Source organism: Prauserella sp. PE36 (genome assembly GCF_003311655.1).
GTDB classification, from domain to species: domain Bacteria; phylum Actinomycetota; class Actinomycetes; order Mycobacteriales; family Pseudonocardiaceae; genus Prauserella_A; species Prauserella_A endophytica.
In genome coordinates, this window is the sequence record NZ_QEQT01000046.1 from 119,339 (window position 1) to 142,518 (window position 23,180).

The window sequence follows — 23,180 nt, forward strand, 5'->3', positions numbered from 1 at the left end:
TCTCTCAGCTGATCGAGCCGGTGCGCGAGTCCATGGTTTCGCGGAACGTCCGCGACGAGGCGAGCTCGGGGGAGAGCGCGGCCAGCGGGTCGCGCCCGACGCCGTCGGCCGGGACCGTCGCGGCCCGGACGGCGCGTACCCATTCGGCGACGACCGCGGCGCAACCGTCCGCCCGCCTGCCGGCCGCCAGCTCGCGCAGGGCGACCGGCACGACGCGGACCCGGAGCTTGGTGGTGGTGTCCTCGGCGATCTGAGTCAGCCGGTGCTCCATCCGTGCGTTGCCGAATCGGGCGAGCAGATCCTCGCGATAACGCGCGAGATCCAGGTGCGGTGGCAGGTGACGCTCACACTCGGCCCAGAACCGGCCGACCAGCACCCGGCACGCGGGATCGCCGATCGCCTCGTCGACGGTCCGGTGCCCACGGAGGAGTCCCGCGCACGCGAGGGCGGAATGCGCGCCGTTGAGCATCCACAGCTTGCGCGCCTCGTACGGGCGGACGTCGGTCGCGAACCGCGCGCCCGCGGTCTCCCATGCGGGCCGCCCCGCGGGGAAGTCGCCCGCGAGAACCCAGTCCGAGAAGGGCTCGGCGATCACGGGAGCCTCGTCGTACCACCCGGTCTCGGCGGCGACGTACTCCGCCAGGTCGGCCGGCGCGCGGGGCGTGATGCGGTCCACCGACGTCGACACGTACGACACGTGTTCGTCGAGCCAGGACACGAGATCGGGTGCTGCCTGTTCGGCGAGCAGCCGCAGTGTCGCCGCCAGCCGTGTGCCGTTGTCCGGCAGGTTGTCGCAGGGCACGACCGTGAGGGGGCCGCCGCCGGCATCCCTGCGGGCGGACAGGCCGTGGAGCAGCCGCGCGAGCGCGGTGCGCGGCGCGGTGAGGTCGGCGTGCGTGACGTCGTAGGCGGTTTCGGTGATCGTCAGGGTCACCACGCTGGTGGCGGGAGCCGCGAGCGCGGCCGCCAGCCGGTCGTGGCGCTCGCCAGGCTGCACGCCGACTACGGAGCCGATCAGTTCGAACCGGTCGCCGTCGGGATCGCGCGTGACCAGGGTGTAGACGCCGTCCTGCGGGCCGAGCCGCTCGGCCGCGGCGGCCGAGCGGCCGGTGAACCCGGTGATGCCCCACTGGTCCGCGTCGGCCGCGCGCGCGGTGTACCACGCCTGGTGGGAGCGGTGGAAGGCGCCTACGCCCAGGTGCACGATCCGCGCGGGCGGCGGGGGACCGGCCGCGAGCGCGGCGCGGTTCAGGCGCGGTGTCGTCGTGGCCGTCACAGCTTGAACACCCGGCGCGGCTGGGAGCCGACCAGATCGACGGCGATGCGGCGCGCGTCGTCGGCGTGGACCCTGCCTTCGACGACAAGGCGGGCCAGGAAGGCCGCGTCGGTGCGGCGGGACATGTCGTGACGGGCGGGGATCGACGCGAAAGCCCTGGTGTCGTCGATGAAGCCCGTGGTGCGATAGAAGCCGGCGGTCTCGGTGACGGCCGAGCGGAACCGGTCGATCGCGTGCGGGGCGTCGAGGAACCACCAGGGCGCGCCCACGTAGACACTCGGATAGAACCCCGCGAGCGGGGCCAGCTCGCGGGAGAAGGCGCTCTCGTCGACGGTGAACAGGCCGAGCTGGAATCCGGGTTCGAGCCCGAAGCTCTCCAACAGGGGCCGCAGCCCCTCGACCCACGACGTGGGCAACGGGATGTCGTGGCCGGTGTCCGGCCCGAACCGGGCGTGGGTGTGGCTGTTGTGGTTGCGGAAGACGCCGGCGTGGATCGTCATCACCAGCCCGTCCTCGACGCTCATCCGCGCCATCTGCCACAGCAGATGCGCGGCCAGCGTGTCGAGCTCGCGGGCGTCGACCGCACCGGAGAGCGCAGCCTGGAACAGGCGGTCGGCCTCGGCGGGCTCCAGCGCGGCGGTCATCGGGTGGACGACGCCGTGGTCGGCGGAGGTCGCCCCGTGCTCGATGAAGTAGCGCCGCCGTTCCTCCAGGCCCCGCAGGTATCCCGGCAACGTGGCCGGCTGCCCGGTCGCCGCGAGCAGTTTCCCCGCCGCCTCGGCGAAGCCGGGCGCTGCCGCGTTGATGTAGGCGTCGGGGCGGAAGGTGGGGATGACGCGGCCGGGAAGATCGGACGTCGCCAGAGCGGCGTGGTGGGCGAGGTCGTCGAGCGGGTCGTCGGTGGTGGCGAGCACCTCGATGCCGAACCGGTCGAACAGGGCCCGTGGCCGGAAGTCGGGCTCGGCGAGGGCGGCGGCGACGGCGTCGTAGACACTGTCGGCCGTCTCGACACACAGCGGCTGCTCGATGCCGAACACACCGGACAGCTCCTCGTCGATCCAGTAGCCCGTGGCCGTGCCCGCGAAGAGGTGCCATCGCTCGGCGAGCAACCGCCAGACCTCGCGCGGGTCCGCGATCCGTTCCCCCAGCCCCAACTCGGCCAGGCCGACGCCGTCCGCGTGCAGCAACCGCGTGACGTAGTGGTCGTGGGTGATGAACAGCTCGGTCGCGTTGGCGAACGGTTCGTCGTGCAGGAGGAGCGCGGCCGGGACGTGCCCGTGGGGCGACAGGATCGGCAGGTTCGCGGTGAGCGCGTAGAGCTCCCGCGCGACGGAACGGAGCGTCGGGTCGGCGGGCAACAGGCGGTCCGGATCGCGTCGTCGAGAAATCAGCACCCGACCATCACAGCCGGTGAGCGCAGCTTTGTCAATCGGTTGCCTTTCTGGGGCATCCCGGTCTCTTAGGGCACAAGAACCTCTGCATTCTCGATGACAACCGATTGCCATATTCAATCCGGCTCTGGTAGGCATGGAGCACCATTCGCCCAGCCCGTTCGGAGGTGTTCGATGCTGAGGCCGCAGACCACCTCGACCCAGGGGCTGTCGAGTCTCGGCGCACTGGGGCGGCAGCACGTGTGGAACCTCGCGGACTTCCAGCCCGCGCAGGGGGCCCACCGGGGCCGGGGGCAACACGGAGGGCGTCCTCACGCGCGATCGGCCGGCGAATCTCGGCGCACGCATGCCCGGTGACGACTGACGCCCCGGCTCACCAGACACGTTCACATGGCAAAGGGGCCAGAGATGACGACAACCACCAAGGAAGGCGCGAGCCGGTCCGGCAAACTGAGCTGGGCGTCGATCGTCGGCTATGGCGCCGGCGACGCCGGCAACAACCTCGCCTTCATGATGTCGACGATGTTCCTGCTCGTCTACTACACGGACGTCGTGGGCATCTCCGCCGCGGCGGTCGGCACGATGTTCCTCGTCCTGCGCGTCGTCGACGCGTTCACGGATCTGATCGCCGGCCGGGTGGTCGACCGCGTCAACACACGCTGGGGCAAGTTCCGGCCGTTCATCCTGTTCGGATCGGTGCCGCTGCTGCTGCTGTCGGTCGCGACGTTCAACGTGCCGGAACTGGGCGAGTCCGGGGCCCTGCTGTACGCCTACCTCACATATGCGGCGCTCGGGATCGCCTACACGCTCGTCAACATTCCCTACGGCTCGCTCGCGGCGGCCATGACCCAGGACGCCGCCGAGCGGTCGAAGCTCTCGGTGGCCCGTTCCCTGGGCAGCGCCACGGTGGCGGCGCTGCTGGGGGCCGTGCTGGCCCCGACGCTGTCGAAGTCGAACGACCTGCAGGCCATCTTCACCACGGCCACGCTGGCCTTCGTCGTGGTCGGGACGGCCTGCTACCTGTTCCTCTTCTTCACGGCCAAGGAGCGAGTGGAGCGGGCGATTCCCCGGGTGACGCTGCGGCAGTCGTACCGGGTCGTCAAAAGCAACAAGCCGCTGGCGTTGCTGTGCCTGAGCGCGTTCTTGCTGTTGTCGGCGTTGATGGCCAAGTCGACGGCGCAGATCTACCTCATCCGTGACGTGTTCGGCGCGCTCCACCTGATGCCGTTCCTGTCGATCGGGCAGCTCGTGGTCAACTTCGCTGTCGCGCCCTTCGTGCCGAAGATCGTGCGCCGGTGGGGGAAACGCGCGGCCTACATCGCATCCGGCGTCGTGGCGGCGAGCGGATCTCTCGTCGCCTTCGTCGCACCCAACGTCTGGGTGGCGTTCACGGCGCTCATGCTGTCGCTGCCGGGCCTTTCACTGGTGACCACGATCATCTACGCACTCGAGGCCGACACGGTCGAGTACGGCGAGTGGAAGACCGGCGTGCGCTCCGAGGGCACCATCTACGCGGTCTTCTCCTTCACCCGCAAGGCGGGCCAGGCCTTGGGCGGCGCGCTCGGCGCGTACGCGCTCGCGCTCGGCGGCTACGTCGGGTCCGCCACGGTGCAGACCACCGGGGCGGAATGGGGCATCCGCGCGGGCGCGGCGCTGGTGCCCGCGCTGCTGACCCTCGGCGCCGTGCTGATCATGCTCGCCTACCCGCTGACGGACAAGGTGCACGCGACGCTGGTCCAGGAGATCAGGCAGCGGCGCCAGGACACGAATACCGACCTGCACGAGGAGTCCGTGTGATCATCGACAAGGCCGAGGTCATCGTCACCAGCCCCGACCGCAACTTCGTCACCTTGAAGCTCACCACCGGTGACGGGCTCACCGGGCTCGGCGACGCGACCCTGAACGGTCGTGAACTCGCCGTCGTGGCCTACCTGCGGGAGCACGTCGTGCCACTGCTCGTGGGCACCGACGCCTCGCGGATCGAGGACACCTGGCAGTTCCTCTACCGGGGCGCCTACTGGCGTCGCGGACCGGTGACGATGGCCGCGATCGCCGCCGTGGACATGGCGTTGTGGGACATCAAGGGCAAGGCGGCGGGCATGCCGGTCTACCAGTTGCTGGGCGGTGCGTCCCGGCGTGGCCTGCTCGCCTACGGGCACGCTTCCGGAAAGGACCTTCCCGAGCTGTTCGACAGCGTCCGCGCGCACGTGGAAGAGGGCTACCGGGCGATCCGTGTCCAAACGGGAGTCCCAGGACTGAAGGCGATCTACGGGATCGCCTCGCAGGGAGGCGATGTCGGCGACGCCGGGGTGCGATACGACCACGAGCCCGCGCGGCGTGGCGCGAGGCCGATCGAGGAGGACTGGGACACTCGCGCGTACCTCAAGCATCTGCCGGGTGTGTTCGAGGCGGTGCGCAACGAGTTCGGGCCGGACCTTCCGCTGCTGCACGACGGGCACCATCGGATGACCCCGATCCAGGCCGCGAAGCTCGGCAAGAGCCTCGAGCCCTACGACTTGTTCTGGCTCGAGGACTGCACGCCCGCCGAGAACCAGGAGGCGCTGCGGCTGGTGCGGCAGCACACCACCACGCCGCTCGCGATCGGCGAGATCTTCAACACGGTCTGGGACTTCAAGGACCTCATCCGTGACCAGCTCATCGACTACGTGCGCGGGGCTGTGACCCACATGGGCGGGATCTCACCGCTGCGTAAGACGCTCGACTACGCGGCGATGTACCAGGTGAAGTCCGGCATGCACGGCCCCACCGACATCTCGCCCGTCGGGATGGCCGCGGCGATGCACCTGGGGCTGGCGATCCACAACTTCGGCATCCAGGAGTACATGCGCCACGGCGATCGCACGAACGCGATGTTCCGGCAGAGCTTCACCTGGAACGACGGGTACCTCCACCCCGGCGACGAGCCCGGCCTCGGCGTGACGCTCGACGTCGACGAGGCGGGGAAGTATCCGTACGAGCAGGCGTACCTGCCGTACAACCGCCTGCACGACGGCACGGTGCACGACTGGTGAGCGGACTGATGAGCACGGCGGGTTCCCTTGTCGTGATGGGTGTCTCCGGCTGTGGCAAGACCACGGTGGGCCGCCTCCTCGCCGCGGAGCTGCGGGCGGGCTTCGTCGACGCCGACGACCTCCACTCCGCCGAGGCACGGGCGAAGATGGCCGCGGGGGTGCCGCTCACCGACGACGACCGCGCGCCGTGGCTCGCGCGCGTCGCCGCGCGGATCGCGCAGAGCGCGGCGCACGGCGGGCGGCTCGTCGTGGCCTGTTCCGCGCTGCGCCGCACGTACCGGGACGCGCTGCGGGCCGGAGCGGGTGTTCCGCTCGAGTTCGTGCACCTCCACGGCGACGCGGGGCTGATCGCGTCGCGGATGGCGGATCGGGAGGGGCACTTCATGCCCGCAGGGCTGCTGCCGTCGCAGCTGGCGACCCTGGAACGCCTGGAGGCGGACGAGCCGGGCATCACGATCGACATCGCTGGCGAACCCCCGGACATCGTCTCCGAGATCACGGGCCGACTCGCCCTCGCGGCGCCGGGCTTGCCGACTGGGAGCGTCTCGCTGACCGAGGCGTCCACCGGGACCATTGCTGATCGCTCGGCCCGGCCGGGCGCAGGAAACTAGAGGGTGAAGGCGAGGCGGCGCCACTCCTCACGGGGAAACTTCTCCGGTGTCGCCGTGAGCAGCTGCAGGCAGACGTGGTCGGCTCCGGCGGCCCGGTGCTCGTGGATCCTGCGGCTGATCGCCTCCTCGTCGCCCCACGCGATGAGGGCGTCGAACAGGCGGTCGCTCACCGATGTCAGGTCGTCCTCGGTGAAGCCGAGCCGGAGCAGGTTGCGCGCGTAGTTCGGCAGGTCGAGGTAGCGCCGCAGCCAGCCTGCTCCGATGGTTCGTGCCTCGTCCGCGCTCGCACAGAGGATCGCAGTCTGCTCGGGCAGCACCAGCGCCTCGTCGCCGAGTGCCTCGCGGGCGAGGCGGGTGTGCTCGGGCGGGACAAGGTAGGAGTGGGCTCCTCGGGCTCGCCTCGCCGCGATGCCGAGCATCCGAGGGCCGAGCGCGGCCAGCACACGGGCCGTGGCGGGCACCGGTGGCCGCGCGGTGTCGAGGTCGTCGAGGAACGTGTTCATCGCCCGCAGCGGTTTGTGGTAGCGGCGGCCGGGCCGCACCGCGTCGACGCGGGGGCCGTGGCTGACCCCGAGGCCCAGCAGGAACCGGTCGCCGTGCGCCGCGGCCAGTGCGCCTGCCGACCTGGCGACGGCGGCGGGCGCGTGCAGCCACAGGTTGAGCACGCCCGTCGCGACCACGATCCGGTCCGTCGCCGCGAGCAGGTCGCCCGCCGCGTCGAAGACCGGCCCACCCGCGTCCGGGACCCACAGCGTCCGGAAACCCAGCTCGTCGAGTTCGGCCGCCGCGTCTGCCGCCTCGGCGCGGTCCCCGTAGCGCAGGTGCGGGCTCCACACGCCGACCCCGGAGAGATCCATGCCGCTCCTTCCGAGCATCGTTCGCGCCAGGTAAAGTAGCAGTCTCGCAATCAGAGAACCTAATTCTCACGAGGAGAGTTGATGCCGAAGGCGTATGTCATCCTGACCGAGGCCATCGAGGACGAAGCGGGCATGGCCGCCTACGGCCGGGCCTCGGCACCGGCGCTGGCGGCCTCAGGCGCGCGGGTGCTGGCGGCGGATCCGGGTCCGCAGACGCTGGAAGGGACCTGGCACGGCGACCGGACCGTGGTGCTGGAGTTCGAGTCGGTGGCGGCGGCTCGCGCCTGGTACACCTCGCCCGAGTACGAGAAGGCCAAGCCCCTGCGCCTCGCGGCGGCCCGGACCAACGCCGTGATCCTCGCGGGCTTCGAACCGCCGCACCGCTCCGGTTCGAGCCGGCGGACATGAGCGCGCAGGCGTTCGAGCTGTCCTGCGGGCTCCCGCCAGGGCCGGACTTCGCCGAGCTGGCCGTGCTGGCCGAGGATCTGGGCTACACCAGGGTGTGGAGCTTCGACTCGGCGCCGTTGTGGGAGGACACCTTCGTGCACCTGGCCCGCGCCGCCGAGCGGACGACGCGGATCGGGCTCGCCACCGCGGTCCTCGTGCCCGGCCAGCGGTCGGTGCCGACGATGGCTTCCGCGATCGCGACCATCGCGCGGATCTCGGACGGGCGGTTCCGCGCGTGCTTCGGCACGGGCTTCACCGCGCGCGTGGCGGCAGGCCAGCGCCCGCTGACCCTGCGCGCACTGGGCGACCACGTCACCGGCGTCCGCGAGCTGCTGGCTGGGAAGGTGGCCACCGTGGACGGTCAACGGGCCAGGATGCTGCACGCTCCGGGCCTGGCCGCATCCCGGCCGGTCCGCGTTCCGTTGTGGCTCAGCGCGTTCGGTCCCCGGGGCGCCGAGCTCGCGGGCGAGGTCGCCGACGGCGTCATCGGCCCGCCCCACCCGCGCCTGCCCACCGCGACGATCGTCTCCGGTACCGTGCTCGACCCCGGCGAGGAACCCGGATCGAGCCGGGTGCGGGAGGCCATCGGACCGTGGCGGGTGGTCGGCTGGCACGAGGCGTACGCCAAGGGCGGGGCCGTGGCGGTCGACGCGCTGCCCGGTGGTCGCGCCTGGCGCGAGCGGCTCGAGGCGCTCGCCCCTGACGGCGAGCGGCACCTGCTGACCTTCGAGGGGCACGTCACCCACCTCACCGAGCGCGACCGTTCCCTGCTCGAGCACCTTGACGTCCGGACGATGGTCGGCGACGTGGAACGCACCCGCGGACGGCTCGCCCGGCTCGCCGGACACGGCTTCCGGGAGATCATCTACACCCCGACCGGCCCCGACGTGCCCAGGGAACTGCGAGCCTTCGCGGCCGCGAAGGCCTGACCGAAAGGAACGACCATGCGTATCGAGCGGAACGCGGTCGCGGTGATCACCGGCGGGGCGAGCGGGATCGGGCTCGGCCTCGCCGAGGCGATGGCCGCGCGCGGCGTCCGGCTCGTCCTCTCCGACATCCGGGACGACGCGCTCGCCCCGGCGGCCGACGGGCTCCGCGCCGCCGGGGCCGAGGTGGTCACCGTCACGGCCGATGTCTGCGACCCGGCCGCGGTCGACCGGCTGGCCCGCGTGACGCTCGAGTCCTACGGGCGGGTCGATCTGGTGTGCAACAACGCCGGGCTCGTGTCGCCCGGCGCGCCGCTGTGGGAACAGGAGCTGCGCACGTGGGAGCGGATGATCGCCGTGAAACTGCTCGGCGTCGTGCACGGGGTGCGGGCGTTCGCGCCGCTCCTCGTCAAGCAGGGCACGGGGCACATCCTCAACACCGCCTCGTCCGGCGGGCTCGCGCCGCTGCCCGGTCGCACGCCGTACACGACGACCATGCACGCCGTCGTGGGCCTCACCGAGACGCTCGACGCCGAGCTCAAGCAGGCGGCCGAGGGGCTCGGAGCGACCGTGCTGTGCCCAGGACTCGTCGACACCCCGCTGGGGCGGAACTCGGCTGCACTCGGCGCGATCGAGCTTCCGCCCGGCGCCTCGATGCGGAGCGTGGCGGCCAGGGCCGGGGGGATCCTCACACCGCGCGAGGTCGCCGAGTCCGCGATCGCGGCCGTGGAGGCCGGGCGCGTGCACGTGGCACCCGGTCACGGAGTGCTCGACCGCGCCCGTGCCCGTGTGGACGCGCTGCTGTCGGACCTGGAGCCGTGACCAGGCTCGGCTACGCGAGCAGTTCGCGGAGCAGGTCGAGGGTCCGGCGCCGGGATGCTGCCCTGTCGTCGCCGACGGGGAAGACGTCGGCCCAGATGTCGGTGGCCCCGGCGTCGATGAGGGCACACAGCTGGGTGCGTACCGACTTCTCGTCGCCCACGATCGCGGCCTCGGCGGGGCTGCCCGCCCCGCCGAGGCCCAGGATGCGCTGGTAGTTCGGGAGACCGTCGTAGCCCGCGGCGCGTTGTGCCGCCGCCGCGCGTGCCTCGTCCACGTCGTCGTGGACGGCCACCGGCAGGCCGGCGACCATGCGCGGTGCGGGCCGCCCCGCCGACTCCGCCGCGGCGTGGAGCCTCGGGGCGACGTGGGACTCGATGGCCCGTGCGGGTGCCATCCACAGCACCGTCCCGTCGGCGTACTCGCCCGCGACCCGCAGCAGCCGGGGACCCAGCGCGGAGACGAGCACCGGCACGGGATGCGGGAGCGCCCGCATCCGGCCGTCGCTGTGTACCGTCCAGTCCTCGCCGGTGAAGTCCACGGCGTCGCCGCGCAGGAGTCCACACAGGATTCGGACGTACTCCTCGGTGTTGCGGCCGGGACGGTCGTAGGAAAAGCCGTAGGCACCGCGGATCAGCGGTTCGTGCGAGGGACCGATTCCGAGCGTGAAGCCGGGCCGGTTCATGGCGCTCACCACGGACGCGGCCCGGTTCGCCTGCAGCAGCGGATGACAGGGATAGGTCTGCACCACCGCCGTGCCGAGCTCGATCTCCGAGGTCTCCCGTCCGGCGAGCGCCATCGCCACGAGGGGATCGCCTTCGACGAGGCTCGCGAACCAGAGCGAGCTGAACCCGTCGGCCTCCGCCCGCCGGGCCTGCTGGACGATCCGCTCGGGCGACGACCCGCCGCCGGTCAGGCCGATGCGCACGGTGCCTCCTGAAGAATATCGATATCGATTTGCGAGAATGATACTCTCGCACTGTCGCCGAGCAAAGGGAGCGCCTGTCGCATGAGCACAGACGACGAGCTGGAGCGCCTGCGGCGCGACGTCCGGTACCTGAAGGACCGCGCCGAGATCCTCGACTGCATCGCCCGGCACGCGCGGGGCTGCGATCGGCACGACGTCGAGCTGATCACCGCCGCGTATCACGAGGACGGCGTCGACGAGCACGGCCGCACCACCAATCCGGGCCTCGCGTACGCGGAGTGGGCCAACCGCACGCACGCGGCCACGTCGCTCAGCCACCTGCACAACATCACGACCCACACGTGTGAGATCGACGGCGACGTGGCCCACTGCGAGAGTTACTCCCTCGTCGCGATGCTGGGCCGCGACGGGGCGACGGCCCAGCTGATCGCTGGCCGGTACCTCGACCGGCTGGAGAAGCGCGACGGAGTCTGGCGGATCGCGCTGCGGCGCTCCACCGTCGAGCTGATGTTCACGGCGGACGCCTCGGTGCTCCGCACGGAGTTCTTTCAGCGGCAGGGCTATCCGAGCGGGACGCGGGACCGGAAGGACCTGTCCTACCAGCGCCCGCCGGGCGTCAGTCCGGACGGCGCGTGACGCCGAACGCGCAGAAGGTCCAGATCTCCTCCGCGGTGATGGGATGGCCGCCGTTGTCGTCGTCCGAGCCGCTCGACTGCGCGTTGAACATCACCGTCTGCATGATCAGTGCCGCCGTGCGGCGGGGCTTGACCGCGGTGCGCAGCAGCCCTGCCTCCTGCGCGTCGGCGAGCAGCTCCGTGAGCACCGAGAGCAGGTTCGAGTGCGCGAGCTTGACCTCTGCCGGATGCGAGATGAGCAGCTGCGAGGCGAAGTCGGTGAACAGCGGGCGCTGGGCGGCGGGGCTCAGCCTGCACAGGTCGAACAGCAGCCGGACGCCGACCTCGAGCCGGTCGAGCGGATCGGAGTACTCGGCGGCGCTGGTGCGGATCTGCTCGGCGGTGTCGTTGAGTGCGTCCTCGAAGAGGGCCAGCAGCAGCTCGTGCTTACCGTCGAAGTGCAGGTAGAAGCTGCGCAGTGACTGGCGGGACCGGTCCACGACCTCCTGGACCGTGAAGTCGGTACTGCCCTTCTCGTTCATGATCAGCTGGGCGGCGTCGAGAAACCGTTCCAGCCGTTGCTCCGCCCTGGCCTTCGCGGCCTGGGTCGATCGCTCGACCGCGCGCTGCTTCCAGACCGGCTCTTCGCTCACGCTGCTCATCAGCGGATCCCGCCTCTGCGCCATCGAAGGGACATTACTGCATGAGCCGGCGGCTCACCGGTTCATCGGCGAAACTCTTACTTTCCATATATGAGAATGCTATTCTCCGACCAGTGAATCCGCAACGGTGGGTGAGGAGGCCGGGATGCTCTTCGAGTTCGACCCGGACCAGCGGCTGTGGCAGGACTCAGTACGCGACGTCGTGGCCAAGGAATGCCCGCCCGCGCTGATCCGCGCCGTCGCCGACGACGGCGCGGACACCGCGGCGCTGTGGAAGGTCTACACCGGTCTGGGCTGGACCGAGCTGACCGATCCGGCCGAGGCCGTCGAGCTGGCGATCGTGCTGGAGGAACTGGGCCGCGCCACCGATCCCACGCCCTACCTGGCCACGATGACGCAGTTCGCCCCGCTCGCCTCCGGTGCCGGCGAGCCGGGACAGAGCGGTACCGCCGTGCTCGGCGGCGTCACCGCACGCGCCGACGGCCGAGGCTGGGTGCTGACCGGCACCGCGCGGCACGTGCTCGACGGCGACCGGGCCGACCGGCTGGCCGTGGTCACCGGCGGGGGTGTCTTCGTGGTCGACGCGGCCGAGGTGACCGCCACGCGGACCTCAGTGTTCGACCCCGTGCTGCACCTCGCCGACGTCACGTTCGACGGCGTCCGCGTGGGACAGGAGCGACGCACCGGTGCCGATCCCGCGCGGGCGCGGCACATCGCGCTCGCCGGGATGGCGGCGACGATGGTCGGGGCATGCAGGCGGATTCTCGACCTCACGCTGGAGCACGTGCGCACGCGCCACCAGTTCGGCGCGCCCATCGGCTCGTTCCAGGCAGTGCAGCACAAGGCGGCCGACATGCACGTGGCCGTGGAGCGGGCCAGGGCGCTCGCCTACTTCGCGGCGCTGACCATCGCCGCCGACGACCCACGTCGCCGCGTGGCCGCCGCGATGGCGAAGGCCGCGGCGGGAGAGTGCCAATCGCTCGTGGTGCGCCACGGACTCCAGCTGTTCGGCGCGATGGGTTTCACGTGGGAGAACGACCTGCAGTTCGCCCTGAAACGCGCCATGACGGGAGAGCAGCTGCTCGGCGGCGCGGCCGAGCACAGGGCGCTGATCGCGAAGGAGTGCCATGCGGTTGAGCTTTGACGCCGAGGTGGAGGACTTCCGCGCGGAGTTCGCGGCGTTCCTCGACGAGCACCTGCCGCCCGCGGCGGAGGCGGACCGGGCCTCCCGGTCCAGTTCGGACGTGCCCGAGTGGGCACGGCGATGGCAGCGGCTGCAGTTCGACCACGGCTGGCTGCTGCCAGGCAACCCGCCCGAGTACGGTGGGCGCGACGCCACGCTCGTGCAGCAGTACGTGCACCTGCTGGAGCTCTCCCGCAGGCGCATCTACCACAGCTTCAACCCGCAGGGCGTGGGCATCGTCGCAGCGTCGCTGCTGTCGTTCGGCACAGAGGAGCAGAAGCGACGGTGGGCGGTGCCGATCCTGCGGGCCGAGATCACGGCCTCGCTCGGCATGAGCGAGCCGGGCGCGGGATCGGACCTCGCGTCGCTGCGCACGCGGGCCGTGCAGGACGGCGGCCACTTCGTGGTGAACGGCCAGAAGGTCTGGACCTCGGGCGCACACGACGCGGACGTGCTGCTGACGTTCGTGCGCACCGATCCCGACGCACCGAAGCACAAGGGGATCAGCGTGCTGCTGATTCCGACCGGGACGCCGGGGGTGACGCGCAGGCCGTTCGCCTCGATCATCGGCTCGCACGACGTGGACTTCAACGAGGTGTTCTTCGAGGACGTCCGCGTTCCGGTCGCGAACCTGGTCGGCCCGCTGAACGAGGGATGGCGGGTGGCCAACGGCTCGCTCGGCCACGAGCGGACCCTGCTGTGGCTGAGCTTCGGGGAACGGCTCGACGAGTTCCTCCGTGACTTCGAGCCTGCCGGATCGCTCGACGAGGACGCCTATGCGACGGCCGTGATGGACGCCTACGCGCTGCGCCTGCTCGGGTCCGCGGCACTGTCCAAAGCGGCCAGGGGCGAGCAGGACGTCGCCGGGCTGTCGGTGCTGAAGCTGCTCGGCTCCGAGGCGGCGCAGCGGGCACTGGAGCGGGCGCTGTCCTCGGCGGGCCCCGAAGGGCTCGCCCATCCGGCGCTGACCGCGCCGTACACGCACCTGCAGTCGGAGACCATGCTCGCCAGCTGGTTCGAGCGCTACGCCCGCAGTTTCGCCGGCACGATCGCCGGCGGCACGTCCGAGATCCAACGCACGATCGTCGCCGAGCGGGTGCTCGGCCTGCCCCGACGCTGAAAGAGGAAGCCGCGCATGTACATCGGTTACGAGGTGGCGGACAAGATCGCCACCATCACCCTCGACCGGCCCGAGGCCGCCAACGCGCAGAACACGGCGCTGCTCGACGAGCTCGACGCCGCTTGGACGAAGGCGGCCGAGGACGAGGACGTCGTGGTGATCGTGCTGCGCGCGGAGGGCAAGCACTTCTCCGCGGGCCACGACCTCAACGACCGCTGGCCCTCGCCTGAGGAGATCACCCTGGAGTGGATCTACGGGGCCGAGTCCCGGCGGTACCTGGAGTACACGCTGCGCTGGCGCAACGTGCCCAAGCCCTCGATCGCCGCGGTACAGGGCCGATGCATCGCGGGCGGGCTGATGCTGTGCTGGCCGTGCGACCTGATCGTCGCCGCCGAGGACGCGCTGTTCTCCGACCCCGTGGCCATGATGGGCATCGGCGGCGTCGAGTACCACGGGCACACGTGGGAACTCGGAGCGCGCAAGGCCAAGGAGATCCTGTTCACCGGCCGCCCCGTCACCGCGGCCGAGGCTGAGCAAGCCGGGATGGTCAACCGGGTGGTGCCGCGCGAGCGGCTCGACGCCGAGACCACCGCGCTGGCGGGCCGCATCGCCGCGATGCCGCCGTTCGGGCTGCGCCAGGCCAAGCGCGCGGTGAACCAGACGCTGGACGTACAGGGCTTCCACGCCGCCATCCAGTCCGCGTTCGACATCCACCAGACCGGCCACGGCAACGCGCTCAGCGTCACCGGCTATCCCATCCTGGCCAAGCTCGGCGAGATGAAGGCGAAGATCGAGTGACCCGCCACGACCACTGGATCGGAGGCAAGGCCGTGCGCCCGGCGAGCGGCTCCTACCTCGCGGCCGTCGATCCCGCCACACGTGAACCGGGGGCCGAGGTGGCCGCGGGCTCGGCGTCCGATGTGGACATCGCCGTCGCGGCGGCCTCGGCCGCGCAGCCCGCGTGGGCCCGCCGTCCCTCGGCCGAACGGTCGGAGGTGCTGCACCGGATCGCCGACGCCGTGGAGGCACACTCCGGCGAGCTTGCCGAGCTGGAGCGTGCGTGCACCGGCAAGGTCGCAGCCCAGCTGCGGACGGAGGTCGAAACCTCGGCCGCCTACTTCCGCTACTACGCGGGGATCCTGCGCGCGCATGCGGGCCGCACGATCGACCTCGGCGGCACCAACCACACCTACACCCGGCTCGAGCCGTACGGGGTGGTCGCGGTGATCACGCCGTGGAACCTCCCGCTGAACCAGGCGTGCCGTGCGCTCGCGCCCGCCCTCGCGGTGGGCAACGCCGTGGTGGCCAAGCCGTCGGAGTTCACCTCGGCGTCGACGCTCCTGCTCGCCCGCCTCGCCACGGAGGCGGGGCTGCCCGACGGGTTGCTCAACGTGGTCACCGGAACCGGCCGCGCCGTGGGCACACCGCTGGCGGCCCATCCCTCGGTGCGGCGGATCGCGTTCACCGGATCGGTCGCCACCGGGCGGCACCTCGCCGCGATCGCGGCGGACCGCCTGATCCCGGTGACGCTCGAGCTCGGCGGTAAGTCGCCCGTGGTGGTGTTCGCCGACGCCGAACTGGACCGCGCGGCCGCGGCCGCCTCCGGTGCCGTGGCCGCCAACGCGGGCCAGGTGTGCTCGGCCACCACCCGCCTGCTCGTGGAGGCGTCCGTGCACGACGAGGTGGTGGCGAGGGTGACCGAGTCGGTCGCGCGCCTCCAACCCGGCGTCCACTTCGGACCGATGGTGACCGAGGCCCAGTACCGCAAGGTGCTCGGCCACTTCGCGGACGCGGCCGCCGAGGGCATGGTGCCCGCCACCGGGGGAGCGGCCTACGACGACGGCCCCGCGGCGCGCGGCTTCTATGTGCGCCCGACCGTCTACGCGGGAGTGCCGCCGCAGTCGCGGCTCGCCCGCCAGGAGATCTTCGGCCCGGTGCTGGTCACCATGCCGTTCGCCGACGAGGAGCAGGCCCTCGCGCTCGCCAACGACACCGACTACGGCCTCGCCGCCGCCGTCTGGAGCGGAGACGTCGCCAGGGGGTTGCGGCTTGCCGAACGGATCGACGCGGGCCAGGTGGCGGTGAACGGCGGCCCGCTCACCATCGAGACACCGTTCGGCGGGTTCAAACAGAGCGGCCACGGCAGGGAGAAGGGCATCGAGGCACTGCACGAGTACGCCCAGACCAAGACCGTCAGTCTCGCGCTGCACTGAGGAGGACCATGGACGAGAACGGACAGCTGGAGGCCGCGCGGGCCCTGCGCAGGCGGCTGCTCGGCGACGCCTACGTCGACCGGGCCACGGCCGATCCCGACCCGGTCTCGGCGGAGTTCCAGGACTACATCACGTCGATGGCGTGGGGAGTCTGGACCCGCGGCGGTGCGCTCAGCCCGCGCGACCGGAGCCTGCTCGTGCTGGCCATGACCGCGGCGCTCGGCCGTATGGAGGAGTTCCGGCTGCACGCGAGCAGCACTCCGAGGACCGGCGTCACCGACGAGGAGATCGACGAGCTGCTGTTCCAGGTCGCGGCCTACTGCGGCGCACCGGCGGGGATCTCGGCCCGGCGGGTGGTCAAGGCTTTGCGGGCGGAACGGGGGAGTGGAGCATGACAGTGCCCGGCGTCGGAATCATCGGCCTCGGCAACATGGGAGGAGCGCTGGCTGCGAACCTGGTGGACGCGGGTCTCGCCGTCGTCGCCCACGACGCGCTGGGGCCGGAGCGCGCACCCGAGGGCAGCACGTACGTCGCGTCGGTGGCCGAGGTCGCACGGCGCGCCGGCGTCGTGGTGTTCAGCCTGCCCGACGGCAAGGCGTCCGAGCAGGTGGCCCGCGAGCTGCTGGCCGCGGAGGGCCGGTGCGCCCGGCACGTTGTCGACACATCGACGGTCGGGGTCACCGCCGCGCGGACCATCGGCGCGCTGCTCGGCGAGGGTGGGGTCGGCTATGTCGACGCGCCGGTGTCGGGAGGCCCCGCCGGGGCGCGAGCCCGCACCCTCGCCGTCATGTATGCCGGATCGCGGGACGCGTGCGCGGAGGTGGAGCCGGTGCTCGCGGGGCTGAGCGACCGGCGCTTCCGGGTCGGGGAGCGGCCCGGCATGGCGCAGGCGCTCAAGCTAGCCAACAACTTCCTTTCGGCCACCGCGCTCGCCGCCACCAGCGAGGCTGTCGCGTTCGGCCGGTCGGTGGGGCTCGATCTGGAGACGATGCTCACCGTGCTCGACTCGGCCAGCGGGCGCAACACGGCGACCAGCGACAAGTTCCCCAACCATGTGCTCACCGGCCGCTACGCGTCGGGCTTCAGCAACTCGCTCATGACCAAGGACGTCCAGCTCTATCTGAACGCGGTCGGCGAGCAGGGCGGGCCGTCCTCGATCGGCGCGGTGACGGCCGGGGTGTGGGAACGGTTCGCCGACGCCGAGCCCGGAGCGGACTTCACGCGCATCTACCCCTTCGTGGAAGGTTCCTGACGCCATGGTTGACCGCGACGACGTACGGCGGGCGCACGGCTACCACACCCTGCGCGTGACGCGGATCGTCCAGGAGACCCCGGACACCCGCTCGTTCGTCCTGGAGGTGCCCGCCGAGCTGGCGGAGACGTTCCGGTACCTGCCGGGACAGTTCTGCACCTTCCGGGTCACAGTGGACGGTACCGAGCAGCTGAGGTCCTATTCGATGTCGAGCGCCCCGGACACCGGCGACGACCTGACCGTCACCGTCAAGCGCGTCCCCGGCGGCGTGGTGTCCAACTGGCTCAACGACACCGTGGCCGAGGGCGACGTCCTCGAGCTCACCAGACCGGCCGGTGTCTTCTGCCCACGCGAAGGCGGGCACCCGGTGGTCGCGTTCTGCGGTGGAAGCGGCGTGACACCCGTGCTGTCGATAGCCAAGAGCGTGCTGGCCGCCACCGACCGGACGGTGCGCCTCTTCTACGCCAACCGGAACCCGGAGTCGGTGATCTTCGCCGGGGAGCTGGACCGGCTTCGTGAGCGCTACCCGGACCGGCTGGAGGTGCGGCACCACCACGACTCCGTGGACGGCTACCCCGACGCCGGCGCGGTCACCGAGTTCGCGGGAGCGTCGGCCGGCGCCGACTACTACGTCTGCGGGCCGGCGCCGTTCATGGACCTCGTGGAGTCGACGTTGCGCGCCACCGGGGCCGACCCCGGGCGCATCCTCGTCGAGCGGTTCGGCGACGCGGCCCCGGCCGAGCCGGAACAGCGAGCGGCCGGGCCCGAGGTGCCCGAGGCGGTGACGCTCATCCTCAACGGCAAGAAGACCACCGTCGCCTACAAGGCGGGCGACACGGTGCTGGAGACGGCCCGGCGGGGCGGGCTGCAACCGCCGTTCTCGTGCGAGGCCGGCAACTGTGCCACGTGCATGGCCGTGCTGCGGGACGGATCGGCGACCATGCGGGCCAACAACGCGCTGACGGAGGAGGAGGTGGCCGAGGGCTGGGTGCTGACCTGCCAGGCATTGCCGCAGGGACCCGGATCGGTCACCGTGGAGTACGAGGCTTTCTAGCCGGACGGGCCGCGACGGGGTGTTCGCCGGCGTCGCGGCCCGTTGTCAGCTCAGCGTGATCGCGCGTTCGGGACAGCTGTCCGCAGCTTCGCGGGCCGCGTGCTCCAGCGCGGAGGGCACCTCGGGTTCGGGCACCTCCGCGTAGCCGTCGTCGCTCAGCACGAACACGCCGGGGCAGATCGCGCAGCACACCCCGTGTCCCCGGCAGCGGTCCTCGTCCACCGCGACCCTCACCGTGAGTCCTCCCCGGTGAGCGTGAACTCCAGGTGCAGCTTCGCGAGCCCGCGCAGGATGAATGTCGGCAGGTACCGGTAGGAACGGGAATCGCCGGGCCCGTGCTCGCGCTCGGAGATCCGGATGTCGGTGGTGCGGTCGAGCAGCCGCTCGATCGTCACCCGCGCTTCGGCCCTGGCCAGCGGCGCGCCGGGACACGTGTGGATGCCCCGGCCGAACGCGATGTGCCGCCGGGCGTTCGGGCGCGCCGGATCGAACGTCGCCGGATCGGTGAACTGACGCGGATCACGGTTGGCCGCACCGGTCAGCACCATCACCGTGCTGCCGGCAGGTATGTCGACCCCCCCGACCGTGGTGGGCACCCGCGAGAGCCGGAAGTCGCCCTTGATGGGGCTCTCGATCCTCAGCGTCTCCTCGATGAAGTTCGGAATCCGGTCGCGCTCCGTGCGCAGCAGGTCCTGGATGTCCTTGCGCTCGGCGAGCACCTTGAGCGCGGAACCGAGCAACCGGACGGTGGTCTCCTGGCCCGCGGAGAACAGGTTCGCCGCCACGCGCGCCACGTCCATGACGTCGGGCGTCGAGCCGTCCGGGAACGTCGCCGTCGCCAGCCCCGTGAGCACGTCCTCGCGGGGCTCGCGGCGCCGCTGTTCGAGGTAGGCGGTGAACGTCGAGTACAGGAACTCCAGCGGGTTGTGCGCCAGTGCCTCCTTGCCCATACCCCCGATGCCGCCGCCGGAGTGGGACGGCCCCCGCAGCGACGAGGCGAACTCGTCACGGTCCTCCGGAGGCACACCGAGCAGGTCGGCGATCACGAGCAGCGTGAACGGGCCCGCGAAGCCGTTGATGAACTCGCCCGCGCCGTCGGCGAGGAACTCGTCCAGCAGCCCGTCGGCCAGCTGCCACATCTCGGCCTCGTTCTCCTTGAGGCGCTTCGGGGTGATCAGCCGCATCAGCAGGGCCCGGTGGTCGGTGTGCGTGGGCGGGTCCAGCGTGGGCAGCTGGTCGCTCATCGGCAGCTTGTCCCGGTGCTGCTCGATCAGCTCGCTGACGTCGTCGCCCTCCAGCGGCACCGGGAAACCGGGGAACGGCCCCGTCACCGACACGCAGGAGGAGAACGTGTCGGCGTCGTGGAACACCTGCACGGCCTCGTCGTAGCCGGTCACCATCAGCACGTCGTGGTGCGGCTCGCGGTGTACGGGGCAGCGGGAGCGCAGCTGCTCGTAGTAGGGGTACGGGTCCGTGACGACCGCGTCGTCGCGGAAGAAGTCGATCGATTCGAAATCCTTCACCGTGTGTCCGTTCCCTCCGATGTCAGGTGTTGCGTCCGCCGTTGACGCCGATGACCTGCCCCGTGACGTAGCCCGCTTCCTCGGAGACGAGGAAGGCGCAGGCGGCGGCGATGTCCTCGGGCCTGCCGGGCCGTCGCACCGGTGTCAGCTCGGCGTGGTGGTCGACGGTCCCGCCGAGCAGCCCGTGTTCCTCCGACGCGCGCAGCATCGGGGTGTCGACGAACCCGGGCGGGATGGTGTTCGCGGTGATCCCCCGCGGGCCCAGCTCCAGCGCCAGCGCTTTGGTGAGCCCTACGAGGCCCGCCTTCGACGCCACGTAGTGCGTCATGAACTGCTGGCCCGACTGCGCGCTGGACGAGGAGATGTTGACGATGCGGCCCCAGCCGGCCTCGACCATGTCCGGCACCACCGCCTGCGCGCAGTAGAAGGGACCGCTGAGGTTCACCGCCAGCATCCGGTCCCAGATCTCGTCGGTGATGTGCAGGAACTTCTTGAACCCGGTCAGGCCCGCGTTGTTCACGAGCACCAGTACGGGGCCAAGACTGTCGTGGACCTCCCGCACCGCGGCGTCCACCTGGGCGCGGTCGGACACGTCGACCCCGCCGAACGCCCGCGCCTCGTAGCCCTTGTCCCGCGCTTCCACCGCCACCCGCTCGGCCGCCTCGGCGTCGAGGTCGAGCACGGCGGTGGCGAACCCGTCGGCGCCGAGCCGCAACGCGATCGCCCGCCCGATGCCGGAGCCGCCGCCCGTGACGAGCGCGGTGCGCCGCAGGCTCATGCGACCTTCTCCTCGCCCGCGAGTGAAGTCCGGTGCATCAGGCGTGCGGACGTGGCGCTGTAGGGCAGCGCGCGGTGGAGCATGCCCGTGTTGTCCCACACCACGAGGTCGCCCGGCCGCCAGCGGTGCCGCAGCACGAACCTCGGCTGGGTCGCCCACGTGAGCAGCCGGTCGAGCAGCGCCTTGCCCTCCCCGGGCTCGCGGCCGACGAGCTCACCCGCCGTGGCGCCGACCAGCAGCGACTTGCGGCCGTTGCGGCGGGTCCAGACCAAGGGGTGCTCGCGCACGGGGTTGCGGTCCCACGCGGCGCGTTCCTTCGGCGACGGGTTCGGCTGCACCAGCAGCTGCGAGGCGGCGAAGCTGTGCACCACCCGCAGCCCCTCCAGCTCGGCCTTCTCGGCGGCCGGGAGTGCCTCGAAGGCGGCGAAGGTGTTGGCGAACTCGGTGTCCCCGCCGCCGTCGTCGGACACCTGTCGTGCGGTCAGCACCGTGGCCTTGTTGGGCACCTCGTCGGTGGTGCCGTCGATGTGCCAGAAGAAGGTGGCCTCGCGGTAGGCGGCCAGCTTGCTCTTGGCGGGATCCCGCGTGATGCGCTGGATCTCGGGGTGTGCCTTGTCGCCGCCCATCGGCAGCGGCACGACCTCGCCGAGCAGGCGGCTGAAGGCGACCAGCTGGTCGTCGTCCACCGCGGCCTCGCGGAACACCACGACGCCGCGCCGGTCGAGCGCCGCGAGGCACTCGTCGGCCACGCCGCGGTCGACCAGTTTGGCGCCGGACAGCCCGGTGATCTCCACACCGGTGGTGGGGGTCAGTTCGGTGACGGTGCTTCCCATGCTTGCTGTCCTTTTCAGACCGAAGGTTCGGCGACCGTGTCGAAGAACGCTGCGCCGGAGTCGGGGATCCTGGGCTGTTTGAAGACGTTGACCGGATAGGACACCAGGACCATCGAGTACAGCAGGTGCAGCAGGCGCGTGGCGTCGCCGGGCAGGTCGTTCAGGTCCAGCTCGTTGAGGTAGCCGATCGCCTCCTCTGCTCGCGGGGCGATGGCGTCGTAGAACTCGCCGAGCTCGTCGATGGTCTTCGACAGCCGCATGTCGTAGCGCTCCTGGCGTGTCGGCAGCGCCCAGTCCGCGACGTAGGGCTCGAGCTCGCGGAACGACTCGGGCAGTGGGGTGGCCTGGTTCGTCATCGGTTCGCTCCTACCTGTCGCCCGAGCTCTGGTGCGCGGCCACCGCGTCGCGGATGACCTTGTGGAAGTTGCGGATCAGCAGCTCCTGGTCGGAGAGGTGGAACTGCCCGTTGGCGCGGGTCGCCAGCGCCGAGTGGGTGGCCTCGACCGTGTTGGAGTCCTGCATCGCGAACTCGATCGTGCTGTCCGCCACCAGTTCCTGCGCCAGCCGCTCCTGCGCGTTGCGCGGCGGGGGGAAGTAGATGTCGAGCTCGTAGGTGTGCGAGTCGAGGCTCTCGGGCCAGTACTGGTAGGTGATGTAGAAGTTCCGCGCCCAGATCTGGAAGGAGAAGTTGGGGAACAGCCAGAAGGAGTCGTTGCCCCACGAGTTGATCCGGCCCTTGTTGAGCGCCTCCGGCAGCGGCCCGACGTCCGGCACGTCGTCGGGGCCGAACAGCCCCGCGCGGAAGAGCCGGTACACCCATTTCTGGTCGCGCCTGGCGGGGCCGAGCGCACCCGGCTCGCGCGGCGGCAGCGGCGGCGGCCCCGGCACGGACGTGAGCATGTGCGGTTCGAAGATGTCGTAGTGGTAGGCGTCCACAGGGGGAACGAGCTTCTCCGCCTTCGAGACGTCGGGGTCGATGAACCGGCCGTGCACGTACGGCGGGTGGTACCACTCCAGCACCGCATCGATCGAGAGCTTCCAGTTGCCCTTGATGCGGGTCTTGTAGCCGAAGTGCTGGGTCATCTCGCCGAACGGGTAGCTCTCAAGCTCGAGCATGCGGTCGCCGAGGAAGCCGCTCAGCGGTTCGGCGTCCCTGGCGAAGTTGACGAAGACGAACCCGGCCCACGTGTCACAGTGGACCTTCGGCATGCCGAGGGCGCCCTTGTCGAGCCCGAAGAACTGCTCCTCGTTGGTGACGTGCGTGACGCGGCCGTCGAGCCCGTACCGCCAGCCGTGGTACTTGCACGAGAACTCCCGGCAGACGCCCTTCGTCTCCTCACCAGGATGCTCCTGCCACACGACCTTGTTGCCGCGGTGTGCGCAGACGTTGTGGAACGCGGCCACGGAGCCGTCCGCCTGCCGCACCACCACGATCGAGCCGAGCCCCGGCAGGTCCCTGGTGAAGTAGCTGCCGGTCCTCGGCACCTGTTCCACGCGGCCGACCTTCAGCCACGAGCGCCGGAACACCGCGTCGCGCTCGGCCTCGAAGAACTCTTGCGAGATCGAGTCCTCGTAGCTCACCGGGCCGGTGCCCAGCTCCGGGTACAGCGGGGTGAACTTGCCCTTCCCCGTGGCCAGCCGTTCCTGGATGCCTGTCATGG

25 protein-coding genes are annotated in these 23,180 nt (G+C 71.1%); 14 read left to right on the plus strand and 11 right to left on the minus strand.

The annotated features are described in order from the left end of the window. Positions 1 to 4: 4 nt before the first annotated feature. Together DI005_RS08790 and uxaC are read right to left on the minus strand one after the other, a co-directional pair. Entirely contained in the window at positions 5 to 1,276 is a 1,272-nt protein-coding gene (locus DI005_RS08790; protein WP_113641793.1) for a mannitol dehydrogenase family protein, read from the minus strand. Continuing rightward, positions 1,273 to 2,670 (minus strand): glucuronate isomerase, encoded by a 1,398-nt coding sequence (gene uxaC / locus DI005_RS08795; protein WP_233520057.1) that lies wholly within the window; start codon positions 2,668 to 2,670, stop codon positions 1,273 to 1,275. The genes DI005_RS08790 and uxaC overlap by 4 nt, the downstream gene beginning before the upstream one ends. 405 nt (positions 2,671 to 3,075) lie before the next feature. On the opposite strand from uxaC, the gene uidB reads away from it, so the two are divergent. The 3 genes from uidB to DI005_RS08810 are packed head-to-tail and all read left to right on the plus strand — an operon-like array spanning position 3,076 to position 6,310. After that, positions 3,076 to 4,464 carry a glucuronide transporter gene (uidB, locus tag DI005_RS08800; protein ID WP_113641795.1) on the plus strand — a complete coding sequence of 463 codons (1,389 nt, stop codon included), beginning with the start codon at positions 3,076 to 3,078 and terminating at the stop codon, positions 4,462 to 4,464. Continuing rightward, entirely contained in the window at positions 4,461 to 5,699 is a 1,239-nt protein-coding gene (gene manD / locus DI005_RS08805) for a D-mannonate dehydratase ManD (RefSeq protein ID WP_113641796.1), read from the plus strand. The genes uidB and manD overlap by 4 nt, the downstream gene beginning before the upstream one ends. After that, positions 5,696 to 6,310: a gluconokinase gene (locus DI005_RS08810; RefSeq protein ID WP_233520058.1), complete on the plus strand. Its 615-nt coding sequence runs from the start codon at positions 5,696 to 5,698 to the stop codon at positions 6,308 to 6,310. The genes manD and DI005_RS08810 overlap by 4 nt, the downstream gene beginning before the upstream one ends. On the opposite strand, the gene DI005_RS08815 is transcribed toward DI005_RS08810, so the two are convergent. Continuing rightward, complete coding sequence (locus DI005_RS08815; protein WP_113641797.1) at positions 6,307 to 7,167, minus strand: TIGR03620 family F420-dependent LLM class oxidoreductase; 861 nt, start codon at positions 7,165 to 7,167, stop codon at positions 6,307 to 6,309. The genes DI005_RS08810 and DI005_RS08815 overlap by 4 nt on opposite strands. A gap of 81 nt (positions 7,168 to 7,248) precedes the next feature. Between DI005_RS08815 and DI005_RS08820 the strand changes: the two genes are divergently transcribed. Genes DI005_RS08820 through DI005_RS08830 form a run of 3 tightly spaced genes read left to right on the plus strand, consistent with a single transcriptional unit; the run spans position 7,249 to position 9,362 of the window. Continuing rightward, positions 7,249 to 7,575, plus strand: a complete 327-nt coding sequence (locus DI005_RS08820; protein WP_113641798.1) for a DUF1330 domain-containing protein — start codon at positions 7,249 to 7,251, stop codon at positions 7,573 to 7,575. After that, on the plus strand, positions 7,572 to 8,543 hold the full coding sequence (locus tag DI005_RS08825) for an LLM class flavin-dependent oxidoreductase (protein ID WP_113641799.1): 972 nt from the start codon (positions 7,572 to 7,574) through the stop codon (positions 8,541 to 8,543). Before DI005_RS08820 ends, DI005_RS08825 begins: the two co-directional genes overlap by 4 nt. Before the next feature lie 15 nt (positions 8,544 to 8,558). Continuing rightward, positions 8,559 to 9,362 (plus strand): SDR family NAD(P)-dependent oxidoreductase, encoded by an 804-nt coding sequence (locus DI005_RS08830; protein ID WP_113641800.1) that lies wholly within the window; start codon positions 8,559 to 8,561, stop codon positions 9,360 to 9,362. A gap of 10 nt (positions 9,363 to 9,372) precedes the next feature. Here DI005_RS08830 and DI005_RS08835 read toward each other — a convergent pair whose 3' ends face one another. Beyond that, positions 9,373 to 10,287, minus strand: coding sequence for a TIGR03564 family F420-dependent LLM class oxidoreductase (locus tag DI005_RS08835; RefSeq protein WP_113641801.1), 915 nt, complete (start codon positions 10,285 to 10,287; stop codon positions 9,373 to 9,375). A gap of 81 nt (positions 10,288 to 10,368) precedes the next feature. Between DI005_RS08835 and DI005_RS08840 the strand changes: the two genes are divergently transcribed. After that, entirely contained in the window at positions 10,369 to 10,923 is a 555-nt protein-coding gene (locus DI005_RS08840) for a nuclear transport factor 2 family protein (RefSeq protein ID WP_113641802.1), read from the plus strand. Here DI005_RS08840 and DI005_RS08845 read toward each other — a convergent pair. Further along, positions 10,904 to 11,587 carry a TetR/AcrR family transcriptional regulator gene (locus DI005_RS08845; protein ID WP_199542674.1) on the minus strand — a complete coding sequence of 228 codons (684 nt, stop codon included), beginning with the start codon at positions 11,585 to 11,587 and terminating at the stop codon, positions 10,904 to 10,906. The two genes, DI005_RS08840 and DI005_RS08845, sit on opposite strands and share 20 nt — an antisense overlap. A gap of 121 nt (positions 11,588 to 11,708) precedes the next feature. On the opposite strand from DI005_RS08845, the gene DI005_RS08850 reads away from it, so the two are divergent. From DI005_RS08850 to DI005_RS08880, 7 genes are read left to right on the plus strand one after another with little or no spacing between them, the layout of a single operon-like run. Next, positions 11,709 to 12,707, plus strand: a complete 999-nt coding sequence (locus tag DI005_RS08850) for an acyl-CoA dehydrogenase family protein (RefSeq protein WP_113641826.1) — start codon at positions 11,709 to 11,711, stop codon at positions 12,705 to 12,707. Further along, positions 12,691 to 13,866 carry an acyl-CoA dehydrogenase family protein gene (locus tag DI005_RS08855; RefSeq protein WP_113641803.1) on the plus strand — a complete coding sequence of 392 codons (1,176 nt, stop codon included), beginning with the start codon at positions 12,691 to 12,693 and terminating at the stop codon, positions 13,864 to 13,866. The genes DI005_RS08850 and DI005_RS08855 overlap by 17 nt, the downstream gene beginning before the upstream one ends. Positions 13,867 to 13,881: 15 nt before the next feature. After that, on the plus strand, positions 13,882 to 14,664 hold the full coding sequence (locus tag DI005_RS08860) for an enoyl-CoA hydratase (RefSeq protein ID WP_113641804.1): 783 nt from the start codon (positions 13,882 to 13,884) through the stop codon (positions 14,662 to 14,664). Beyond that, positions 14,661 to 16,079 carry an aldehyde dehydrogenase gene (locus tag DI005_RS08865; RefSeq protein ID WP_113641805.1) on the plus strand — a complete coding sequence of 473 codons (1,419 nt, stop codon included), beginning with the start codon at positions 14,661 to 14,663 and terminating at the stop codon, positions 16,077 to 16,079. The genes DI005_RS08860 and DI005_RS08865 overlap by 4 nt, the downstream gene beginning before the upstream one ends. A gap of 8 nt (positions 16,080 to 16,087) precedes the next feature. Continuing rightward, the gene (locus DI005_RS08870; RefSeq protein ID WP_113641806.1) at positions 16,088 to 16,474 is read left to right on the plus strand and encodes a carboxymuconolactone decarboxylase family protein; all 387 of its coding nucleotides are present in this window, start codon (positions 16,088 to 16,090) and stop codon (positions 16,472 to 16,474) included. Then, positions 16,471 to 17,331, plus strand: a complete 861-nt coding sequence (locus tag DI005_RS08875) for an NAD(P)-dependent oxidoreductase (protein ID WP_113641807.1) — start codon at positions 16,471 to 16,473, stop codon at positions 17,329 to 17,331. The genes DI005_RS08870 and DI005_RS08875 overlap by 4 nt, the downstream gene beginning before the upstream one ends. A gap of 4 nt (positions 17,332 to 17,335) precedes the next feature. Then, positions 17,336 to 18,385: a ferredoxin--NADP reductase gene (locus DI005_RS08880; RefSeq protein WP_113641808.1), complete on the plus strand. Its 1,050-nt coding sequence runs from the start codon at positions 17,336 to 17,338 to the stop codon at positions 18,383 to 18,385. A gap of 45 nt (positions 18,386 to 18,430) precedes the next feature. Here the strand turns inward: DI005_RS08880 and DI005_RS08885 are convergent, their stop codons facing one another. From DI005_RS08885 to DI005_RS08910, 6 genes are read right to left on the minus strand one after another with little or no spacing between them, the layout of a single operon-like run. Then, entirely contained in the window at positions 18,431 to 18,619 is a 189-nt protein-coding gene (locus DI005_RS08885) for a ferredoxin (RefSeq protein ID WP_113641809.1), read from the minus strand. Next, positions 18,616 to 19,908, minus strand: a complete 1,293-nt coding sequence (locus tag DI005_RS08890) for a cytochrome P450 (RefSeq protein WP_113641810.1) — start codon at positions 19,906 to 19,908, stop codon at positions 18,616 to 18,618. The genes DI005_RS08885 and DI005_RS08890 overlap by 4 nt, the downstream gene beginning before the upstream one ends. Before the next feature lie 22 nt (positions 19,909 to 19,930). Next, the gene (locus tag DI005_RS08895) at positions 19,931 to 20,686 is read right to left on the minus strand and encodes an SDR family NAD(P)-dependent oxidoreductase (protein WP_113641811.1); all 756 of its coding nucleotides are present in this window, start codon (positions 20,684 to 20,686) and stop codon (positions 19,931 to 19,933) included. After that, positions 20,683 to 21,519: a TauD/TfdA family dioxygenase gene (locus DI005_RS08900; RefSeq protein ID WP_113641812.1), complete on the minus strand. Its 837-nt coding sequence runs from the start codon at positions 21,517 to 21,519 to the stop codon at positions 20,683 to 20,685. The genes DI005_RS08895 and DI005_RS08900 overlap by 4 nt, the downstream gene beginning before the upstream one ends. 14 nt (positions 21,520 to 21,533) lie before the next feature. Further along, complete coding sequence (locus DI005_RS08905; protein WP_113641813.1) at positions 21,534 to 21,875, minus strand: hypothetical protein; 342 nt, start codon at positions 21,873 to 21,875, stop codon at positions 21,534 to 21,536. Positions 21,876 to 21,885: 10 nt separating this feature from the next. Further along, positions 21,886 to 23,178 carry an aromatic ring-hydroxylating dioxygenase subunit alpha gene (locus DI005_RS08910; RefSeq protein ID WP_113641814.1) on the minus strand — a complete coding sequence of 431 codons (1,293 nt, stop codon included), beginning with the start codon at positions 23,176 to 23,178 and terminating at the stop codon, positions 21,886 to 21,888. Positions 23,179 to 23,180 lie beyond the last annotated feature (2 nt).